Annotated in this window: 15 protein-coding genes; 4 read left to right on the top strand and 11 right to left on the bottom strand. The window is 71.4% G+C overall.

Annotation, left to right across the window (positions count from 1 at the left end):
- Nucleotides 1-145 precede the first annotated feature (145 nt).
- Together ACLQ3K_RS15660 and ACLQ3K_RS15655 are read left to right on the top strand one after the other, a co-directional pair.
- Nucleotides 146-1,411 carry an aspartate kinase gene (locus tag ACLQ3K_RS15660; RefSeq protein ID WP_336670799.1) on the top strand — a complete coding sequence of 422 codons (1,266 nt, stop codon included), beginning with the start codon at nucleotides 146-148 and terminating at the stop codon, nucleotides 1,409-1,411.
- Between the two features lie 2 nt (nucleotides 1,412-1,413).
- Nucleotides 1,414-2,439 carry an aspartate-semialdehyde dehydrogenase gene (locus ACLQ3K_RS15655; RefSeq protein ID WP_224648183.1) on the top strand — a complete coding sequence of 342 codons (1,026 nt, stop codon included), beginning with the start codon at nucleotides 1,414-1,416 and terminating at the stop codon, nucleotides 2,437-2,439.
- A gap of 70 nt (nucleotides 2,440-2,509) precedes the next feature.
- Here the strand turns inward: ACLQ3K_RS15655 and fahA are convergent, their stop codons facing one another.
- Genes fahA through hppD form a run of 4 tightly spaced genes read right to left on the bottom strand, consistent with a single transcriptional unit; the run spans nucleotide 2,510 to nucleotide 7,005 of the window.
- Nucleotides 2,510-3,706, bottom strand: a complete 1,197-nt coding sequence (gene fahA, locus ACLQ3K_RS15650; RefSeq protein WP_426000580.1) for a fumarylacetoacetase — start codon at nucleotides 3,704-3,706, stop codon at nucleotides 2,510-2,512.
- Nucleotides 3,703-4,548, bottom strand: a complete 846-nt coding sequence (locus ACLQ3K_RS15645; protein WP_426000578.1) for a hypothetical protein — start codon at nucleotides 4,546-4,548, stop codon at nucleotides 3,703-3,705. The genes fahA and ACLQ3K_RS15645 overlap by 4 nt, the downstream gene beginning before the upstream one ends.
- A complete protein-coding gene (locus ACLQ3K_RS15640; RefSeq protein WP_426000576.1) occupies nucleotides 4,545-5,735 on the bottom strand; it encodes a homogentisate 1,2-dioxygenase in 1,191 nt (396 codons plus the stop codon). Before ACLQ3K_RS15640 ends, ACLQ3K_RS15645 begins: the two co-directional genes overlap by 4 nt.
- Before the next feature lie 25 nt (nucleotides 5,736-5,760).
- Nucleotides 5,761-7,005, bottom strand: coding sequence for a 4-hydroxyphenylpyruvate dioxygenase (gene hppD / locus ACLQ3K_RS15635; protein WP_336670802.1), 1,245 nt, complete (start codon nucleotides 7,003-7,005; stop codon nucleotides 5,761-5,763).
- Nucleotides 7,006-7,160: 155 nt separating this feature from the next.
- Between hppD and ACLQ3K_RS15630 the strand changes: the two genes are divergently transcribed.
- Nucleotides 7,161-7,670, top strand: coding sequence for an Lrp/AsnC family transcriptional regulator (locus ACLQ3K_RS15630; protein WP_224648194.1), 510 nt, complete (start codon nucleotides 7,161-7,163; stop codon nucleotides 7,668-7,670).
- A 142-nt stretch (nucleotides 7,671-7,812) separates the two neighbouring features.
- Complete coding sequence (locus ACLQ3K_RS15625; RefSeq protein WP_426000573.1) at nucleotides 7,813-9,039, top strand: Glu/Leu/Phe/Val dehydrogenase dimerization domain-containing protein; 1,227 nt, start codon at nucleotides 7,813-7,815, stop codon at nucleotides 9,037-9,039.
- 36 nt (nucleotides 9,040-9,075) lie between these two features.
- Here ACLQ3K_RS15625 and ACLQ3K_RS15620 read toward each other — a convergent pair whose 3' ends face one another.
- The 7 genes from ACLQ3K_RS15620 to ACLQ3K_RS15590 all read right to left on the bottom strand — a co-directional run bounded on the left by ACLQ3K_RS15620 (nucleotide 9,076) and on the right by ACLQ3K_RS15590 (nucleotide 17,074).
- The gene (locus tag ACLQ3K_RS15620) at nucleotides 9,076-10,584 is read right to left on the bottom strand and encodes an ArnT family glycosyltransferase (RefSeq protein ID WP_426000571.1); all 1,509 of its coding nucleotides are present in this window, start codon (nucleotides 10,582-10,584) and stop codon (nucleotides 9,076-9,078) included.
- On the bottom strand, nucleotides 10,577-11,245 hold the full coding sequence (locus tag ACLQ3K_RS15615; RefSeq protein ID WP_426000569.1) for a TetR/AcrR family transcriptional regulator: 669 nt from the start codon (nucleotides 11,243-11,245) through the stop codon (nucleotides 10,577-10,579). The genes ACLQ3K_RS15620 and ACLQ3K_RS15615 overlap by 8 nt, the downstream gene beginning before the upstream one ends.
- Before the next feature lie 107 nt (nucleotides 11,246-11,352).
- On the bottom strand, nucleotides 11,353-11,856 hold the full coding sequence (locus ACLQ3K_RS15610) for a ferritin (RefSeq protein WP_224648201.1): 504 nt from the start codon (nucleotides 11,854-11,856) through the stop codon (nucleotides 11,353-11,355).
- Nucleotides 11,857-11,919: 63 nt separating this feature from the next.
- Nucleotides 11,920-13,389 (bottom strand): PepSY-associated TM helix domain-containing protein, encoded by a 1,470-nt coding sequence (locus tag ACLQ3K_RS15605; RefSeq protein WP_426000567.1) that lies wholly within the window; start codon nucleotides 13,387-13,389, stop codon nucleotides 11,920-11,922.
- A gap of 89 nt (nucleotides 13,390-13,478) precedes the next feature.
- Complete coding sequence (locus tag ACLQ3K_RS15600) at nucleotides 13,479-14,123, bottom strand: hypothetical protein (protein ID WP_426000565.1); 645 nt, start codon at nucleotides 14,121-14,123, stop codon at nucleotides 13,479-13,481.
- A gap of 51 nt (nucleotides 14,124-14,174) precedes the next feature.
- On the bottom strand, nucleotides 14,175-14,765 hold the full coding sequence (locus ACLQ3K_RS15595) for a phosphoribosylanthranilate isomerase (protein WP_426000563.1): 591 nt from the start codon (nucleotides 14,763-14,765) through the stop codon (nucleotides 14,175-14,177).
- Nucleotides 14,766-14,800: 35 nt separating this feature from the next.
- Nucleotides 14,801-17,074 carry a M28 family peptidase gene (locus ACLQ3K_RS15590; protein ID WP_426000561.1) on the bottom strand — a complete coding sequence of 758 codons (2,274 nt, stop codon included), beginning with the start codon at nucleotides 17,072-17,074 and terminating at the stop codon, nucleotides 14,801-14,803.
- Nucleotides 17,075-17,088: the final 14 nt, after the last annotated feature.

Below are 17,088 nucleotides of genomic sequence, written 5' to 3'. Positions count from 1 at the left end.
TCTCCTGTGTTCGCGTTCCCACCGATTATCCGCGATCCGGCTGAACGGTGGGTTGCGCACCGCTTGGAGCGGTGCCCTCCGGGCCCAAGAACCCAGGTCGGTAGGATCGAGGCGCACATCGAAGCCCGCAACGGAGAGGTTCCACGTGGCACTCGTCGTCCAGAAGTACGGAGGCAGCTCCGTCTCCTCCGCCGAGCGCATCCGGCGCGTGGCCGAACGGATCGTGGAGACCAAGCGCGCGGGCAACGACGTCGTCGTCGTCGTCTCCGCGATGGGTGACACCACCGATGAGCTGCTCGATCTCGCCAACCAGGTGTGCCCCGCGCCGCCCGCCCGCGAGATGGACATGCTGCTCACCTCGGGCGAGCGCATCTCCAACGCGCTCGTCGCGATGGCCATCCACTCGCTCGGTGCCGAGGCGCAGTCCTTCACGGGCTCGCAGGCCGGCGTGATCACCACCAGCAAGCACGGCGCGGCGAAGATCATCGACGTCACGCCCGGGCGCGTCCAGGCCGCCATCGACGACGGCAAGATCGTCCTCGTCGCCGGCTTCCAGGGCGTCTCGCAGGACACCAAGGACGTCACCACGCTCGGCCGCGGCGGCTCCGACACGACCGCCGTCGCCCTCGCCGCCGCGCTCAACGCCGACGTCTGCGAGATCTACACCGACGTCGACGGCATCTACACCGCCGACCCGCGCATCGTGCCCAACGCCAAGCACCTCAAGACCGTCTCCTTCGAGGAGATGCTCGAGATGGCGGCGTGCGGCGCGAAGGTGCTCATGCTCCGGTGCGTGGAGTACGCGCGCCGCTACAACGTCCCGGTCCACGTGCGCTCGTCGTACTCGACCAAGCCCGGCACCATCGTCAACGGATCTATGGAGGACATCCCCGTGGAAGAGGCAATTCTCACCGGCGTCGCCCACGACCGCAGCGAGGCGAAGATCACCGTCGTCGGCCTCGAGGACAAGCCGGGCTACGCCGCCCGCGTCTTCCGCGCGATCGCCGATGCCGAGATCAACATCGACATGGTGCTGCAGAACGTGTCCAAGGTGGACACGGGCCGCACCGACATCACCTTCACGCTGCCACGCGAGCTCGGCCCGCTGGGCGTCGAGAAGCTCGAGATCCTGCGCAAGGAGATCGGCTTCGACTCGGTGGTCTACGACGACCACGTCGGCAAGGTCTCGCTCGTCGGCGCCGGCATGAAGAGCCACCCCGGCGTCACCGCCACCTTCTGCGAGGCGCTGTCCACGGCCGGGATCAACATCGAGCTGATCTCCACCTCGGAGATCCGCATCTCGGTTCTCATCCGCGACACCGAGCTCGACGAGGCCGTCAAGGCCCTGCACGAGGCCTTCGGCCTGGGTGCCGACGAGGACGCCGTCGTCTACGGCGGGACGGGGCGATAGTCATGGGCGTACGCGTAGGAGTCGTCGGCGCCACCGGCCAGGTGGGCGCCGTCATGCGGCAGCTGCTGCTGGACCGGAACTTCCCGGCCGACGAGGTGCGCTTCTTCGCGTCCTCGCGGTCCGCGGGCAAGAAGCTGCCCTTCGGGGACCGCGAGATCGTCGTCGAGGACGCCGAGACCGCTGATCCGACGGGGCTCGACATCGCGCTGTTCAGCGCGGGCGCGACGATGTCGCGCGTGCAGGCGCCGCGATTCGCCGCCGCCGGCGTCACGGTGATCGACAACTCGAGCGCCTTCCGCAAGGACCCGGACGTGCCGCTGGTGGTCTCGGAGGTCAACCCGGAGCAGGTCCGCGACCTGAAGAAGGGCATCATCGCCAACCCCAACTGCACCACGATGGCCGCGATGCCGGTGCTCAAGGTGCTGCACGACGAGGCGGGCCTGCAGCGGCTGATCGTCTCGTCGTACCAGGCCGTCTCCGGCTCCGGCCTGGCCGGCGTGGAGGAGCTCGTCTCCCAGGTCCGCGCCGTGGAGCCCGAGGCCGAGAAGCTGGTGCACGACGGCTCGGCCGTGGAGTTCCCCGCGCCGAACAAGTACGTCGCGCCGATCGCCTTCAACGTGCTGCCGCTCGCCGGCGCGCTCGTGGACGACGGCTCGGGTGAGACGGACGAGGATCAGAAGCTGCGCAACGAGTCGCGCAAGATCCTCGGCCTGCCCGAGCTGCTGGTGAGCGGCACGTGCGTGCGCGTGCCGGTGCTCACCGGCCACTCGCTGTCGATCAACGCCGAGTTCGCGAAGCCGCTGTCGGTGGCGCGGGCGCAGGAGCTGCTCGGTTCTGCTGCTGGGGTCCGGCTGGTCGACGTGCCGACGCCACTCGCCGCCGCGGGCGCCGATGACTCGCTCGTCGGCCGCATCCGCCAGGATCCGGGCGTGCCCGAGGGCCGCGGCCTGGCGCTGTTCATCAGCGGCGACAACCTGCGCAAGGGCGCCGCGCTGAACACGGTGCAGATCGCGGAGCTGCTGGTCTAGCAGCTCTTCTCGACGGAACGGACCGAACGGCCCACGGAGGAATCCGTGGGCCGTTCGTCGTTCCCCCGGGTCAGGCGGGCGTCGGGGCGATCCGCCCCGTCACCTCGCCGAGGTCGATGCGGCCGCCGCCCGGTGCCGGCGCGGTGGCGCGGAGGGTGACGACGTCGCCGTCCGCCAGGAAGGTGCGCTCGGAGCCGTCGGCCAGGCGCAGCGGCTCGGCGCCGTTCCACGTGAGCTCGATGAGCGAGCCGCGCTGGTCGCGCTCGGGGCCGGAGACGGTGCCGGAGGCGAACAGGTCGCCGGTGCGCAGCCGCGCGCCGTTCGACGTCATGTGCGCCAGCATCTGCGCGGGCGACCAGTACATCGGCGCGTAGGGCGGGCGTGAGACGATCTCGCCGTTGAGCTCGACCACGAGATCGATGTCCAGGCCCCAGTCCTCGGCGTCGCGGAGGTGGGGGAGCGGCTCGGGCGACTGCGGGGGCGTCGCGATGCGCGCGGCCGCCAAAGCCTCCAGCGGCACGATCCACGGCGAGATCGAGGTCGCGAAGCTCTTGCCGAGGAAGGGGCCGAGGGGCACGTACTCCCAGGCCTGGATGTCGCGGGCCGACCAGTCGTTGACGATGCAGACGCCGAAGACGTGCTCGGCGAAACCCCCGGTGCCGACGGGCTTCCCGGCGTCGCTGCCCGTGCCGACGACGAAGCCGAGCTCCGCCTCGATGTCCAGGCGCACGGACGGGCCGAAGACGGGGGCCTCGTCCGACGGTGCCTTCCGCTGTCCGGCGGGCCGCACGATCGGCGTTCCCGAGGCGACGACGGTGCCCGCGCGCCCGTGGTAGCCGACCGGGAGGTGCTTCCAGTTCGGCAGCAGCGCAGCGGAGTCCGGGCGGAACAAGCGGCCCAGGTTGGTGGCGTGGTGCTCGCTGGCGTAGAAGTCCACGTAGTCGGCGACCTCGAAGGGCAGCTGCAGCGTCACCTCCGTGAGCGGGTGCAGGGCGACGGTGCCCTCGGCCGCCCGTGCGGGATCGGTGAGCAGCGCGACGATCTCGGCGCGCACCCGGCGCCAGTCGGCGCGGCCGCGGCCCAGGAAGCCGTTCAACGACGGCGCCGCGAAGACCGGATCGGCGAGCGCCGCGGCGAGATCGAGAACGTGGTCGCCGATGCGTACGCCCACGCGGGGTGCGCCGCCTGCGGGACGGAAGACGCCGTAGGGAAGGTTCTCGACGCCGAACCCGGAGCCGGCGGGCACGGGCGCCCAGGTGGTGGTCACGATCTCTGTCCTTCGGTCGGGTATGCGGGGGCGAGGCCGAACGCGGCGGCCTCGGCGGGCGGGGTCGCGGTGCTGCACGAGCCGTAGGCGCGCAGGAGCCGGCGGGTCCGCGCGGCCCCGTCGGGCGGGAGGCGCAGGGCCTCGGCCGCGAGCGCCGGGCCGTCCGTGCTCGCGAGAGCGGCGGTCACGGCTCCGGGCCCGCCGCCGGCCGCGGCGCGCGCGGCGGCCAGCACCAGGTTGAGGAATCCGTGGTGGGCGAAACCGGTCGCCGAATCACGTTGCCGGACAGCGTGATGCAGGCCGGCCGTCGCCTTGACCGGCACGTCGCCTGCGGCCGCCGTGACGAGCGCGGCTGCGACCTCGTCGGGGTGGGGGAACAGGGCGGCGCGGACTCCGCCGCACCGGATCTTCAGCCCCGCGCCGCGTCCCGCGAGGACTGTGGCGAGGCGCGGGGTGTCCGCGCGGTCGGGCGACTCGACGAAGACCGGCGTGCCCAGGGCCATCGCGGCCGGGAGCGCCGCGTCCAGATCAGAGGGCTCGCACGCGATCTCCACGAGGGCGAGCCGCAGGCGCGGGTCGGCGTCGACCCTCGCCGCAGCGGCCGCGAGTGCTGTATCGGAAATGCCTGCGGAGGCGATGAGGCCCAGCGCGATCCGATCGTCGTCGGCGAGCCCGGTGCGCAGCTCGTCGATCCGATCGACGGGGCAGAGGAACCGGTGGGTGAGCATCGGGTCGCCGCCGGCGAGGTCGTGTCGGTGTCGGACGAGCGCCTCGCGCATCGGCAGCGCCGTCGGCGGGAACAGGCCCGCGTCGTCCACGAGCGCCGCCTGGAGCGGGCTCATCGTGACCAACTGCGGTAGTACACACCGTCGTCCACGGCCCGCGCGCCCTCGCCCAGCTGCAGCGGGGCGAAGGTGTCGACCATGACGGCGAGCTCGTCGAACCGCTCCATGCCGATGCTGCCCTCCATCGCGCCCGGCTGCGGGCCGTGCGCGTGGCCGCCGGGATGCAGCGAGATCGAGCCCGGGCCGATGCCGGTGCCCTTGCGCGCCTCGTAGTCGCCCGCGACGTAGAACATCACCTCGTCGGAATCCACGTTCGAGTGGTAGTACGGCACCGGGATCGACAGGGGGTGGTAGTCGACCTTGCGCGGGACGAAGTTGCAGACAACGAAGCCCGGCCCCTCGAACACCTGGTGCACGGGAGGCGGCTGGTGCACCCTGCCCGTGATCGGCTCGAAGTCCGCGACGTTGAAGGTGTAGGGGTACAGGCAGCCGTCCCATCCGACGACGTCGAAGGGGTGCGTCGGCAGCACGTAGCGCGTTCCCGTCGCGCCGGCGGCGCCGCGGTGCTTGACCAGAAGCTCCACGTCGACACCCTCGCGCAGCAGGGGCTCCGAAGGGCCGTGCAGGTCCCGCTCGCAGTACGGTGCGTGCTCCAGCAGCTGGCCGTATCGCGAGAGGTACCGCTTCGGCGGGGCGATGTGCCCGCCGCCCCCGCCGCACGCCTCGATCACGTAGGCGCGCAACGTCGTCCCCGCGGCGGGAACCCAGCGGTGGGTGGTCGCGCGGGGCATCAGGACGTAGTCGCCGGTGCGGAATTCGAGGGCGCCGAACACGGTCTCGACGACGCCGGAACCCTCCTCGACGTACACGCACTCGTCGCCGATCGCGTTGCGGTACAGCGGCGACGGATTCGAGGCGACCACGTAGGAGATCCGCACGTCCGCGTTGCCCAGCACCAGGCGCCGCCCGGTGACCGGGTCCGCTGAGGCTGCGCCGTCGAACAGGTCGTGCAGGCGCAGGTGCCGCGGCAGCAGCGGCGCGTTGGGTGTCAGGCTGAGGTCGCCGGGCTCCCACGGCTCGGCAGAGGTGATCGCCGACGGGATTCCGCGGTGGTAGAGCAGGGACGAGTCGGACGAGAAGCCCTCCTCGCCGACCAGCTCCTCGTAGTGGAGCTCCCCACTGTCGCGCCGGAACTGGGTGTGGCGCTTGGGCGGGATCGTCCCGACGCTGCGGTAGTAGGCCATGGGAGTCCTCCTGGATCCGGTCTCGTCAGAGGTTGCCGCGCCGGTCCTGCTCGCGCTCGATGGCCTCGAACAGGGCCTTGAAGTTCCCCTTGCCGAAGCCGAGCGAGCCGTGGCGCTCGATGATCTCGAAGAACACGGTGGGCCGGTCGCCCAGCGGCTTGGTGAAGATCTGCAGCAGGTAGCCGTCCTCGTCGCGGTCGACCAGGATGCCCCGCGAGCGCAGCTCCTCGACGGGGACGCGGACCTGACCGATCCGCGCCCGCAGCTCCGGATCGTCGTAGTAGGCGTCGGGGGTGTTCAGGAACTCCACGCCCTCGGCGCGCAGCGCGTCCACGGCGGCGAGGATGTCGTTCGTCGCGACGGCGAGGTGCTGCGCGCCGGGGCCGCCGTAGTACTCGAGGTACTCGTCGATCTGCGAGCGCTTCGCGGCGATCGCCGGCTCGTTGAGCGGGAACTTCACGCGGTGGTTGCCGTTCGCGACGACCTTGGACATGAGGGCGGAGTAGTCGGTGGCGATGTCGTCGCCGATGAACTCCGCCATGTTGGTGAAGCCCATGACGCGGTTGTAGAAGCCGACCCACTCGTCCATCCGGCCGAGCTCGACGTTGCCGACGATGTGGTCGAGGGCCTGGAAGATGCGCTTGGGCGCACCGTCGCGCTTTCGGAAGGTGCTGGTGGCGGGCACGTAGCCCGGGAGGTAGGGCCCGTCGTACCGGGCACCGTCGACGACGCGTTGCACCAGGGTGTGCCGGGTCTCGCCGTACGTCGCGATGGCGCCGATACGCACGGTGCCGTGCTCGTCGGTCACGTCGTGGGGCTCCGCGAGCACGGTCGCGCCGGAGGCCCGGGCGTGCGCGATGCACCGGTCCACATCGGGCACCTCGAGCGCGATGTCGACGACGCCGTCGCCGTGCCGGGCGTGATGCCCGACGAGGGGGCTGTCCGGGCTGACGGCGCCCTGGACGACGAACCGGATCGACCCCGACCGAAGCACGAACGACTTGTGGTCGCGGGCGCCCTGCTCCGGGCCGCGGTAGGCGACCAGCTCCATGCCCCAGACGGACTGGTAGTAGTGCGCGGTCTGGGTCGCGTTGCCCACGACGAAGACGATCGCGTCCCAGCCGTTGACCGGGAAGGCGTCCCGCGTGGCGTCGTAGGAGACGAGCCCGACGAGCTGGTGCAACTGCTCGGCGCCGAGGCCGGCGAGCTTCTCCTCGTCGGTCAGGGTCTGCTCGAGGGAGGTCTGCTCGGGCGCGGTCTTCGTCGTCATGGTCGTCTCACCTTCCGGGCCGGATGTAACGTGCATCACTACCATCGGCCCGTGCGGAGCCGGTGACAACAGCGACAGCTCCGGCTGCCCAAACTGCCCCGAATTGCCGCCTCCGCGGCGGAAGAGGTAGGCAGATCGACTAGGAAGACCGTGCCATGCTGGAACCCGTGAAACTGGACGACGTCGACTTCGCGCTCCTCGACTCGCTGCACCGCGACCCGCAGATCGGGGTGCTCGAGACCTCGCGCCGCGTCGGGGTCGCCCGCGCGACGGTCCAGGCGCGGCTGAAGAAGCTGGAGGGCGCGGGCGTCATCGCGGGCTATCAGCCGCACCTCGACGTCGCGGCCGCCGGCTTCGGCGTGCAGTGCTTCGTCCAGCTCGAGACGGCGCAGGGCGAGCTCAGCGCCGTCGCCGAGGCGCTCGCCGCCATCCCGAACGTCCTCGAGGCCTTCGCGACCACCGGCGGGAGCGACGTGCTGTGCCGGGTGGCGGCCGAATCGCATGCGGGCCTGCAGGAGACTCTGCTCCGGATCGGGCGTTCCCCGCTGGTCGCACGGTCGATCAGCATCGTCGTGCTGTCCGAGATCGTTCCCTTCCGGGCGATGCCGCTGCTGCGGACGCTGGACGCACGGCCGGTGTCCCGCTCGCCGCGGTACCGCGGCTGATCAGATTGCACAGCTCCACATCGCGGAGCTGCGCATTCGGTGCGCACTCTGTGTGATCGCCCGGCGGATCGTTGCCCGCGGGGCGCTGTGGGTTCCACAGTGATGCCGTTCACATCGGCATCCCGCAGTCCACAGGAGCGACATGAAGCAGCTGCTCACCCGGTTCGAAGCGAAGGCGCCCGAGGTGGTCTTCGAATGGCACGATTCCGAGACCTCCGCCCGCGGCTGGGCCGTGATCAACTCCCTGCGCGGCGGCGCGGCCGGCGGCGGTACCCGCATGCGCCGGGGCCTCGACCGCCGCGAGGTCGAATCGCTCGCCAAGACGATGGAGGTCAAGTTCACCGTCGCCGGGCCGGCGATCGGCGGCGCCAAGTCGGGCATCGACTTCGACCCCACGGACCCGCGGAAGGACGAGGTGCTGCGGCGCTGGTTCAAGGCGGTCTCGCCGCTGCTCAGGGCCTACTACGGCACCGGCGGCGACCTCAACGTCGACGAGAAGTCCGAGGTCGTCCCGATCACGGAGAGCCACGGCCTGTGGCACCCGCAGGAGGGCGTGGTGAACGGCCACTTCGCCGCGGACGGCCGCGATCGCGTGCAGCGGGTCGGCCAGCTCCGGCTGGGCGTCGCGAAGATCGTCGAGGACCCGCGGTTCACGCCGGACCACGGGCGCCGGTACAGCGTCTCCGACCTCATCACGGGCTGGGGCGTCGCGGAATCGGTGCGGCACTTCTACCGGGTGTACGGCGGCTCGCTCGCGGGCAAGCGGGTGATCGTGCAGGGCTGGGGCAACGTCGGCGCGGCCGCGGCCTTCTACGCCGCGCAGGCAGGGGCGCTCGTCGTCGGGATCCTGGACCGCGACGGCGGCCTCGTCCGGCGCGAGGGGATCAGCGCCGACGAGGTGACCGACCTGTTCCTGGCGAAGCGGGGCAATCAGCTGGTCGCGGACGAACTCCTCCCCTTCGACGAGGCCGCGGAACGGATCTGGTCCATCGGCGCCGAGGTGTTCCTGCCCTGCGCCGCCTCGCGCCTCGTCACGCGCGACCAGGTCGACGCGATGATCGGCGCCGGCCTCGAGGTGGTCGCCTCGGGGGCCAATGTCCCCTTCGCCGACCCCGAGATCTTCTACGGCCCGGTGTACGAGCACGCGGACCGGCAGGTCGCCGTGATTCCCGACTTCATCGCCAACTGCGGCATGGCGCGCGCGTTCGCGATGCTCATGGAGGGCGAGGTCGAGGTGTCCGACGAGGCGATCTTCGGCGACGTCTCGCGCACGATCGGCACCGCCATCGAGCGCTGCCGCGCGCGCTCCGCGGGCTCGACGCTGGTGGCGGCCACAGCCTTCGAGATCGCGCTGGACCAGCTCGTCTGACGAGACCGGACCGGGCCCAGGGCCCGGTCCGGCGTCTCACATGCGGCGCAGCTCCGGCCACAGCGCGGACCACGGCGCCCGCGGGTGGCAGAGCCGGATGTCCACGCCGGTGGAGGCGGTCGGCATGCCGATCCGGTGGTCGAACCGCCGCAGGGTGCGCGCCCGGTCGCACATGTCGTCCTGCAGCTCGGCCTCCGAGCTGATGACGCGGAGCACCGTCGTCGCCGAATCCGCAGGCGCACCGAAGTATCCGAAGCCGCGGTTCGGGCTGTAGACGGGAGGCAGGCTGTGCCCGTAGTACTGCAGAGCCGACGCCTGCCAGTAGGAACTGGCGACGATCGCCTGCGGCCGTTCATCTTCCGGAAGCTCCGCGATCGACTCCTCGACCGCCAGGGTCAGCTCGGGCCAGCCGAACTGCCCGTAGACGGAGATCTGCATGCCCGCCTCCATCAGCGACTTCGGCTCCGCGATCTCGGATTCGGGGGTGAAGGGCAGGCTCACGACGATGGACGCGACCGCGAGGAGCGACAGCGGCGCCGTCAGTGCCAGCTTCAGTTTCGGCTTCGGCAACGCTTCGAAGGCGACGGCGCCGGCGGCGATGATCACCGGCAGCATCCCGCCCGGGTAGTACGGTCGGCCCGCGGTGATGATGAAGACGATCACCAGCAGGACGAACGCGGGCGCCAGGAAGCGATAGGGCCGCAGGCTTTCCGAGCGCATCAGGGCGTAGAGGCCGTAGAGCAGGAGCAGCGCTCCGAGCACGCCCGCGGTGAGCAGCATGATCGGGATGAAGCCGATGCGGCCGCCGGCGTACTGGCTCTCCTCGGCGACCTGATCGGTGAGCTGGAGGTACGGCCAGCTTCGGTTCGCCTGCCACAGCAGCGCGGGGACCATCGTGAGCACGGTGAACACGCCGCCCGCCCACAACGCGGGGCGGCGCACGAGATCCTTCGGGCCCCAAATGAGTGAGGCCACGATCGCGCACACCCAGAACACGGGGATCAGCCATTTGACCTGCATGTCGATCGCGGTCACGACGCCCGCCGCGAACAGCAGCCAGTCCTGCCGGGTGCGCACCCAGCGCACCAGCAGCCAGGTGATCGCCACCCACAGCGGGGTGTCGATCGCGTTGGTGGCCAGCAGCGAGGACTGCAGCAGGAGGAAGGTCGACGTGGCGTACGCGCCGGCCGTCAGTGCCTGCGCGAACCGCCCGCCGCCGAGCTCGCGGGCGATCAACGCCGACACCAGGATCCCCGCGAGCGTGATGAGGACCGACGGCAGTCGGAACAGCACCAGGGAGTCGCCGGGCATCGCATCGCCGAGGAGTGCCAGCAGGGGCAGGATCGGCCCCTGGTCGGCGTAGCTCACCGACAGGTGGTGTCCGGCGGCGATGAAGTACAGCTCGTCGCCGAACAGGTGGTACTTGCTCGCGCCGAACGCGGCGGCGATCCCGCTCAGCAGCAGGATGGGCACGAGGGCGACCCACGCGACGGGCGCGGGCGCGGTGTCGAGGCGGTCGGCGGGGGCGGGCGTGGTCTCAGTCATCGGTGTCCTCCGACGGTGCGAGGGGAGAGTGCTCGTGCGGCGAGGGCTGCACCGCGGCGAGGAAGACGCGGACCATCTGCTCCGCATGGGTGTCGAGGTCGAGGTCCGGATCGCGTGCGGCGCGGCCCGCGGCACCGTCGATCGCGTCGCGGATGAGGCGGGCCATGATCATCGGATCGAAGTCGGAGGAGAACTCGCCGGATTCCTGGCCGCCCTGCAGGATCTCGGCGAGCGGCGCGAGCATCTCCTTCTCGCCGTCGCTCGGGCCGAACACGGGTGTGCCGTCCGGGTTGCGCAGGTTCAGGACCACCTCGACCATCGCGCCCAGGAACCGGCGCTCCGACTCGATGTATTCGAGGTTGGTCGCGATGTAGGTGCGCAGAATGTCGGTCGCCGTGTGCTGTTCGGCGAGTCGGGGGCCCATGAACTCCGCGCCGGCCACGAACAGGTGGATGACCACCTGTCGCATGAGGTCGTCCTTGCCGTCGAAGTGGTAGGAGATCACGCCCTTCGAGATGCCGGCCTGGCGCGCGATCCGGGCCAGGGTGGCGCGGCCGTAGCCCTCGTCGGCGAGGACCTCGACCGCCGCCGCGATGATCTGCCGGCGGCGGGCCTCCTCGATGAACGACCTCTGGCCGCTCGATTCATTTTCTGGCCGCATGGTCAGAAATTAGCACGACCGGCCACAGGAAGGGAAGGGTTGCGAACGAAAAACGGGGCCCTCCGTGATGGAGGACCCCGTTTCCCGGGCTGCAATAGGTGGCTTGATCAGGCCTCGGTGGTGCGCGTCGGGCGCGAACCCAGCTCCTCGTCGAGGCGCAGGAGGCCGGGGCCGTCACCGTCGATCAGCTTGAGGCGACCGACGATCTCACTGACCGTGGCCTCCTCCTCGACCTGCTCGTTGACGAACCACTGGATGAGGCTCTTGGAGTCGATGTCCTCGTTCGCGGCCCGGTACAGGTCGCGGATCGAGTCCGACACGCGACGCTCGTGCTCGAGCGCGACGTTGAAGACGTCGAGGACGGTCTGCACGTCCACCTTCGGGGCTGCCGAGGCGCCGATCTTCGGGTGGTTGTCGCGGTCCGAGAGGTGATCGATCCACTTGTTGGCGTGGACGATCTCCTCGTCGGCCTGGTGGCGCAGCCATGCCGCGATGCCCGGGAGGTCCCGGATCTCCATCTCGATGGCCAGCTGGCGGTACACCAGCGAGGCCTCGAACTCCAGGGTGATCTGGTCGTTGAACTTCTCTTCGAGTGCATCCGTGAGCTTCATGAGAGCAACTCTAGAACCGTTCCAGCCACCGCGCAACGCAGGCAAGGCGACCCTTTCTGCAGGTCAGGGGCTGTTTCTTAGGTTAGCCCTACCCCTCTTAGCCACGCCTATCGCAAGATCGAGGACCACGAACGCCAGCAGCGAAACGCCGAACACCGGCAGGAACCACCCGAGGAACGCGATGCCCAGAATCGCCGGAATCGCGTGCGACGGTTCGACCTTCCGGATCGCGCCCCGCGCCGGCGGCTTCGGGAGCCCGCCGCGTTTCGGCCGTCGCTGCCACCACATGAGGTAGCCGCGCACGATCACGGTGACGAGAAGCGCTGCGAACGCAACCAATGCGATCTGGTTGAGCAGACCGAACTGCCAGCCCATGTGGGTGTTGATGAGCAGCTCCGTCGCCTTCGCCAGCAGCGGCCACGACGCGAAGGCGAGCACGGTGATCACCTGCCCCGTGTTCGGATCGACGGTGGCGGAGTCGATCCCCATCCGCCACGGCTGCCGGGTCTGGGCCACCGTGATCGCGACGGCCGGATCCGTCGGGATGGAGACCTGGACGGCACCGTCGACCCCGCGGGCGGCGGCCTCCGTGACGGCCCGGTCCAGGACCGCGATGTTGCGGGCCCTGGTCTGCTCCGCGACCTCCGGCGCCACCGCAGGGGCAGCGGCGGGCATCTGGTGATCGGCGTGTTCACCGCCGCCACCGTGCTCGCCGCCCGGCGTCAGCGACGTGGACAGGGCGGGCTTGGTCCAGCCCAGCTCCGTCCGCAACTGGCCGATGTTCTCGCCCGCGTACTTCGACCAGGTCAAGCCCGTCGCGGAGAAGAACAGCAGCCCGAGGAGCAGCCAGGTGCCGATGGAGGCGTGCCGGCTCATCCGGCCGCCCCGGCCCTTGGCCTTGCGGTCGTAGGCCAGCATCCGCCGCGGGTTCCCCCGACGGTGCCGCCACCACAGGTAGAAGCCGCCGAGCGCGACGACCCACAGCCACGACGCCGCGAGCTCGCTGTAGAAGCGACCCACGTCGCCGAGGTGCAGGTCGACGTGCAGCCGGTCGATCCAGAACCGGATCGGCAGCGCCTCGACGGAGCCGTAGACGGGCAGCGCGCCCTGGACCTGCGCCGACGCGGGGTCGACGTAGACGGCGAGCTGGCGGCCGTCGGCCGTGAGCGCCGGATCGTCGAACAGCACGCGGGTGGTGAGCCCGGGGCCGTCGCCGGTCCGCACCGCCGCGACCGGCAGGCCGGGACGGGAGGCCTGCGCCGCGGCGACCTGCTCGGCCAGCGGCCGGGCGGGGCCGTCCGTCCGCGCCTCGAGCTGGTCGGCGTAGACGAACTTCTCGACGGTGGGCGCGGCGGCGTACAGGCCGCCGCTGATCGCCGCGATGAGCAGGAACGGGCCGACGAGCAGGCCCGCGTAGAAGTGCAGCCGCAGGATCGCGGCGCGCCACCCGGGCCGCGCCCGGGCGGGCGGGGCGGCGGGTGGAGTCGGTTCGGTCGGCGGCGCGTTCTCGGCCGCCGAATCGGTCACTGACATGGGGACACCTCACGAGGTAGTGCGCGTACGCGCGGGGAGCCCGGGCGGCGAAGGCCGATCCGGGCGGGTGATGAAGGGGGCGTGGGGTGTCAGGCGGGCGGCGCGCGCAGCGCCCCGTGCCGCGCGAGCACGGGGAGCGGGACGGCGCGGAAGGTCCAGACCGGGGTGACGACGGTGCGCGACCGTGCCCGCCAGGTCGGGGTCAGCGGGGTGAGCGTCGCCAGTGCGACGCGCAGCGCGTGCTCGGCTCCGGCGATCACGGCGCCGGCCACGACCGCCGCCACGAGGTGCGCGGCGGCCATGGTCGGGCTCAGCGCGAGGTGGCCCATCGTCAGGCCGAGTGCGAGGTGGCCGGCGCCCTGGCCGAGCAGCAGCAGTGCGGTGGCGGCCCGCGGCCCGGCCGTGCGCGGCCGCGCGGCGAGCACGCCGAGGAGCGTGCACACGGCGGCGAGGAGCAGCACCGAGGTCGCCGGGATCGCCGGTGCCGTAGCAACGGAGGGGGCGTCCATGGCCGGCATCGAGTGCATCGCGTGCCCGGCCATGGCGTGCCCGGTCATCGTCGACATGTCGTGTCCCGCCATGGCGCTCATGTCGTGGCCGGGCATCGAATGGCCCGACATCGCGGAACCGGCACCGCGCATGGCGAACGCGTGCGCGGTCAGGCTCGCCGCGAAGGAGACCGCGCCCACCGCGGCGCCACGGAGCGCGGCTTCGGGGTGGGCGGGTCGGAACACAGGCGGAATACTACTCCCCGTAGGGGACGGTGCCGGAGCGGGAACCGCAGGTCAGGACCGGGTGGCGGCGACGAACGCGCGGATCAGCGCGGGATCCTTCACCCCGGGTGCCGACTCGACACCGCTGGAGACGTCCACGCCCGACGGCCCGAAGGCGGCGATCAGCGCGGCGACGTTGTCCGGGCGCAGGCCGCCGGCGAGCAGCCAGTCGACGGCGGGCGGTACCGGCAGGTCCGCGGGGGCGAAGGTCGCGCCGGACCCGGGCACCGTCGCATCGATGAGCAGGCGTTCGTCGCCCGCGTGGCCGGACTCGGTGAACCGGGAGGCGGAGATCGCGCGGATCGTGCGGAAGCCGGCGCCGGCGGCGCGCGCGAAGTGATCGTCGGGTTCGTCGCCGTGCAGCTGGATCGTCTCGACGCCGGCGTCGCGGGCGAGGCGCAGCACCTCCTCGATCGGCTGGCCGCGGAACACGCCGACCGCCTCGACTCCGTCCGGGACCCGTGCGACGAGCGCCGCGGCGTCCGCGGGCTCGATCAGCCGGACGCTGCCGGGGGCGAAGACGAAGCCGACCGCGTCGGCGCCCGCCTCGACCGCGGCGTCCACGGTCTCGGGCGTCCGCAGTCCACACACCTTGACGAACACCCGTCGATCCTAGGCGAGGGCGGCGCGCCCGGAGCTCAGATCGTCACCGTGCGCGAGACGATCGCCATCTCCGCGGTGTGGTCCCCCTGCGCATCGACCCCGTCCGGGCGGCGGAGGAAGCCCGGCACTGCGTCGATCCCGTCGCTCGCGTCCTCCACGCGCAGACGGAGCTTCGTCGTTCCCCGGACGGTGAGCGACAGATCCAGTCCTTCCTCGGGGAGGCCGTGGAACAGCAGCGAGAAGCGGTCGCCGACCGGGACGTCGCGCCCCCGAACGGACGCCGCCCGCACGACCCCTTCCTGCTGCGTCAGCTGGAGTACCCGCGCTCCACGGGTGGAGTGGATGCGCACCTGCAGCACCCGGTCGCCGTTCTCGACCCGCTCGGACACCACCTGGACGTCCGCGGGGGTGAGTGCGGCGACGGGAGCGTCACCGACCGTCGTCTCCTCGTCGAGCATCGGGAACTCCGCCGACAGGTCCGCGCGGGTGCGGACGAGAGCGTCGCTCCACCCCGTCGGATCGTCGCCCGATCGCACCCAGTACGCCCTCCCCGCGTCGGCGTCGAGCGCGTACTGCATGTTCACCGGTGTCGGATGCGCCGCGGTCGGGTGGTTCGCCGCAACGCCCGCGCTCACGGCGACCACCGCCACCAGCGCGGCGGACAGCGCCGGGATCGCGCGAACCGTCGCGCGCGGCCCGTCCGTCGCCGCCGGGAACAGGCCGTCCACCAGCGGCAGCAGCACCACGGCGATGACGGCGGTGAGCAGTGCCGACGGAGCCGCCATCCGCAGGCCCATCGCGGGGAAGAACAGCGCGACCGTCGGTGCCAGGACCGCCACGGTCGCGGCGCCCGCGGCCAGATGAGCCGGGAGACCCCACCGCGTGCGGACGTCGACGATCACCGCCAGCGCTCCCGCCAGGGCGGGCAGAGCGGCGAGATAGGAACCGCCGGGCGCGAGTGCGGCCAGGACCACACCGAGGGCGGCGAGCCAGAAGAGTGCTCCCACGGTCAATTCCCCTACGCCGAATCGCCCGCGGAGCAGCATGATCCATGCCAGAACCACGGTGAGCACGAGCGCGACGACCGCCACTCGGAACCATCCCGGCGACCACGGGTCGGCGAACCGTCCGTACTCCGGCTGCACGAGGACCAGCCCCTTCCAGAGCGCCAGGGAGACCGCGGCGGCTCCGACGAAGGGCACGACGCCCCACGCGACGCAGCCGACCAGGCGCGGCGTGGTCGTGCGCTCGCGGCGGAGGACCACGGCGGCGGCGCCGACGGCGAGGAGGGCGAGCAGCGCGATCGGCCAGACGAATCCACCGGGGTACCGGACCAACCGGCCCAGAACCGGGAAGTAGGTGGCGTCCGCGCCCGTCGGTTCCTTGAGGGTCGCGATGTCCGCGGCGCCGAACGCCCGCGTCATGGCGAGCGCATTGGCGCCCATGTGCTGGAGCGACGCCGGTGACTGGTGCGCGGCGTCGTCCTGCGGCTGGTGGTAGGTGGCGGAGCCGTCGATGTACGCCGAGTTGAGCCCGGTGAACCCGCCCGCATCGCGGAAGGGCGAGAAGTCCGTGTCGTTCGGCAACTTGCGGTAGACCTCGACCGCGAAACTGGTGGCCACAGGACTCGGGACCGCTGCTCCGTACAGCGACATGAGGTCGGAGTTGCCCCGGTTGGTCTCGAACATGATCGACGGCCCCGACGACCCCCGCGATTCGAAGTTCAGCACGACGCCGCCCTTCGCGGCCAGGCCGTCCTGGGTGACGAACGCCTCTGCTCCGCAGAGGCACGCCTCCTCGGCGTCGGTGAACAGCAACACCACGTCGTTGCGCAGCGCGGCCCCCGCGCGGACGGCGCGCGCGGTCTCGAGGAGCGTGGCCACGCCGGCTCCGTCGTCGCCCGCGCCGTGCGAGATCGTCGCCGAATCGTAGTGAGCGACCAGGAAGAGCGTTCCTGACGAATCGGAGCCCGGGAGAGTCGCGATCACGTTCTGCACTCGTGCGGAGGACGCGCCGCCCAACGCCGTGGTCGAGCCGACCGCGTCCTGGATCCGGGTGTCGATCCCCGCGGACCCGAGTTGATCGACGATGTACCGACGGACGTCAGCGGCGGCGGGCGACCCCGTGGGGTGGGGCTTCTCGCTGACCCGCTCCTGGTGGACCCGCGCGCGCTCGGCGCTGAAGGTGTCCGCCGGCGCGGTGGCGGGCGCCGGTGCCGGCGGGGCGACCGCTGCGATCGCTCCCCAGGCGAGCAGGGCGAGCACGAGGAGTGCGAGTGCGCTCGCCGGGCCTCTCAATCGATTCGTCACCCGGCGATGCTGCC

The organism is Tsukamurella sp. DT100 (assembly GCF_049844855.1).
GTDB lineage: Bacteria > Actinomycetota > Actinomycetes > Mycobacteriales > Mycobacteriaceae > Tsukamurella.
Note: the sequence above shows the minus strand (reverse complement) of the source record. Positions and strands in the feature narration are given on the sequence as shown.

What these genes read in the sequence shown, in the direction of transcription:
- ACLQ3K_RS15655 (WP_224648183.1), top strand. Translation starts at nt 1,414, where the DNA reads ATGGGCGTACGCGTAGGAGTCGTCGGCGCCACCGGCCAGGTGGGCGCC.
- ACLQ3K_RS15645 (WP_426000578.1), bottom strand. Translation starts at nt 4,548, where the DNA reads ATGAGCCCGCTCCAGGCGGCGCTCGTGGACGACGCGGGCCTGTTCCCG.
- ACLQ3K_RS15640 (WP_426000576.1), bottom strand. Translation starts at nt 5,735, where the DNA reads ATGGCCTACTACCGCAGCGTCGGGACGATCCCGCCCAAGCGCCACACC.
- hppD (WP_336670802.1), bottom strand. Translation starts at nt 7,005, where the DNA reads ATGACGACGAAGACCGCGCCCGAGCAGACCTCCCTCGAGCAGACCCTG.
- ACLQ3K_RS15630 (WP_224648194.1), top strand. Translation starts at nt 7,161, where the DNA reads ATGCTGGAACCCGTGAAACTGGACGACGTCGACTTCGCGCTCCTCGAC.
- ACLQ3K_RS15625 (WP_426000573.1), top strand. Translation starts at nt 7,813, where the DNA reads ATGAAGCAGCTGCTCACCCGGTTCGAAGCGAAGGCGCCCGAGGTGGTC.
- ACLQ3K_RS15620 (WP_426000571.1), bottom strand. Translation starts at nt 10,584, where the DNA reads ATGACTGAGACCACGCCCGCCCCCGCCGACCGCCTCGACACCGCGCCC.
- ACLQ3K_RS15615 (WP_426000569.1), bottom strand. Translation starts at nt 11,245, where the DNA reads ATGCGGCCAGAAAATGAATCGAGCGGCCAGAGGTCGTTCATCGAGGAG.
- ACLQ3K_RS15610 (WP_224648201.1), bottom strand. Translation starts at nt 11,856, where the DNA reads ATGAAGCTCACGGATGCACTCGAAGAGAAGTTCAACGACCAGATCACC.
- ACLQ3K_RS15605 (WP_426000567.1), bottom strand. Translation starts at nt 13,389, where the DNA reads ATGTCAGTGACCGATTCGGCGGCCGAGAACGCGCCGCCGACCGAACCG.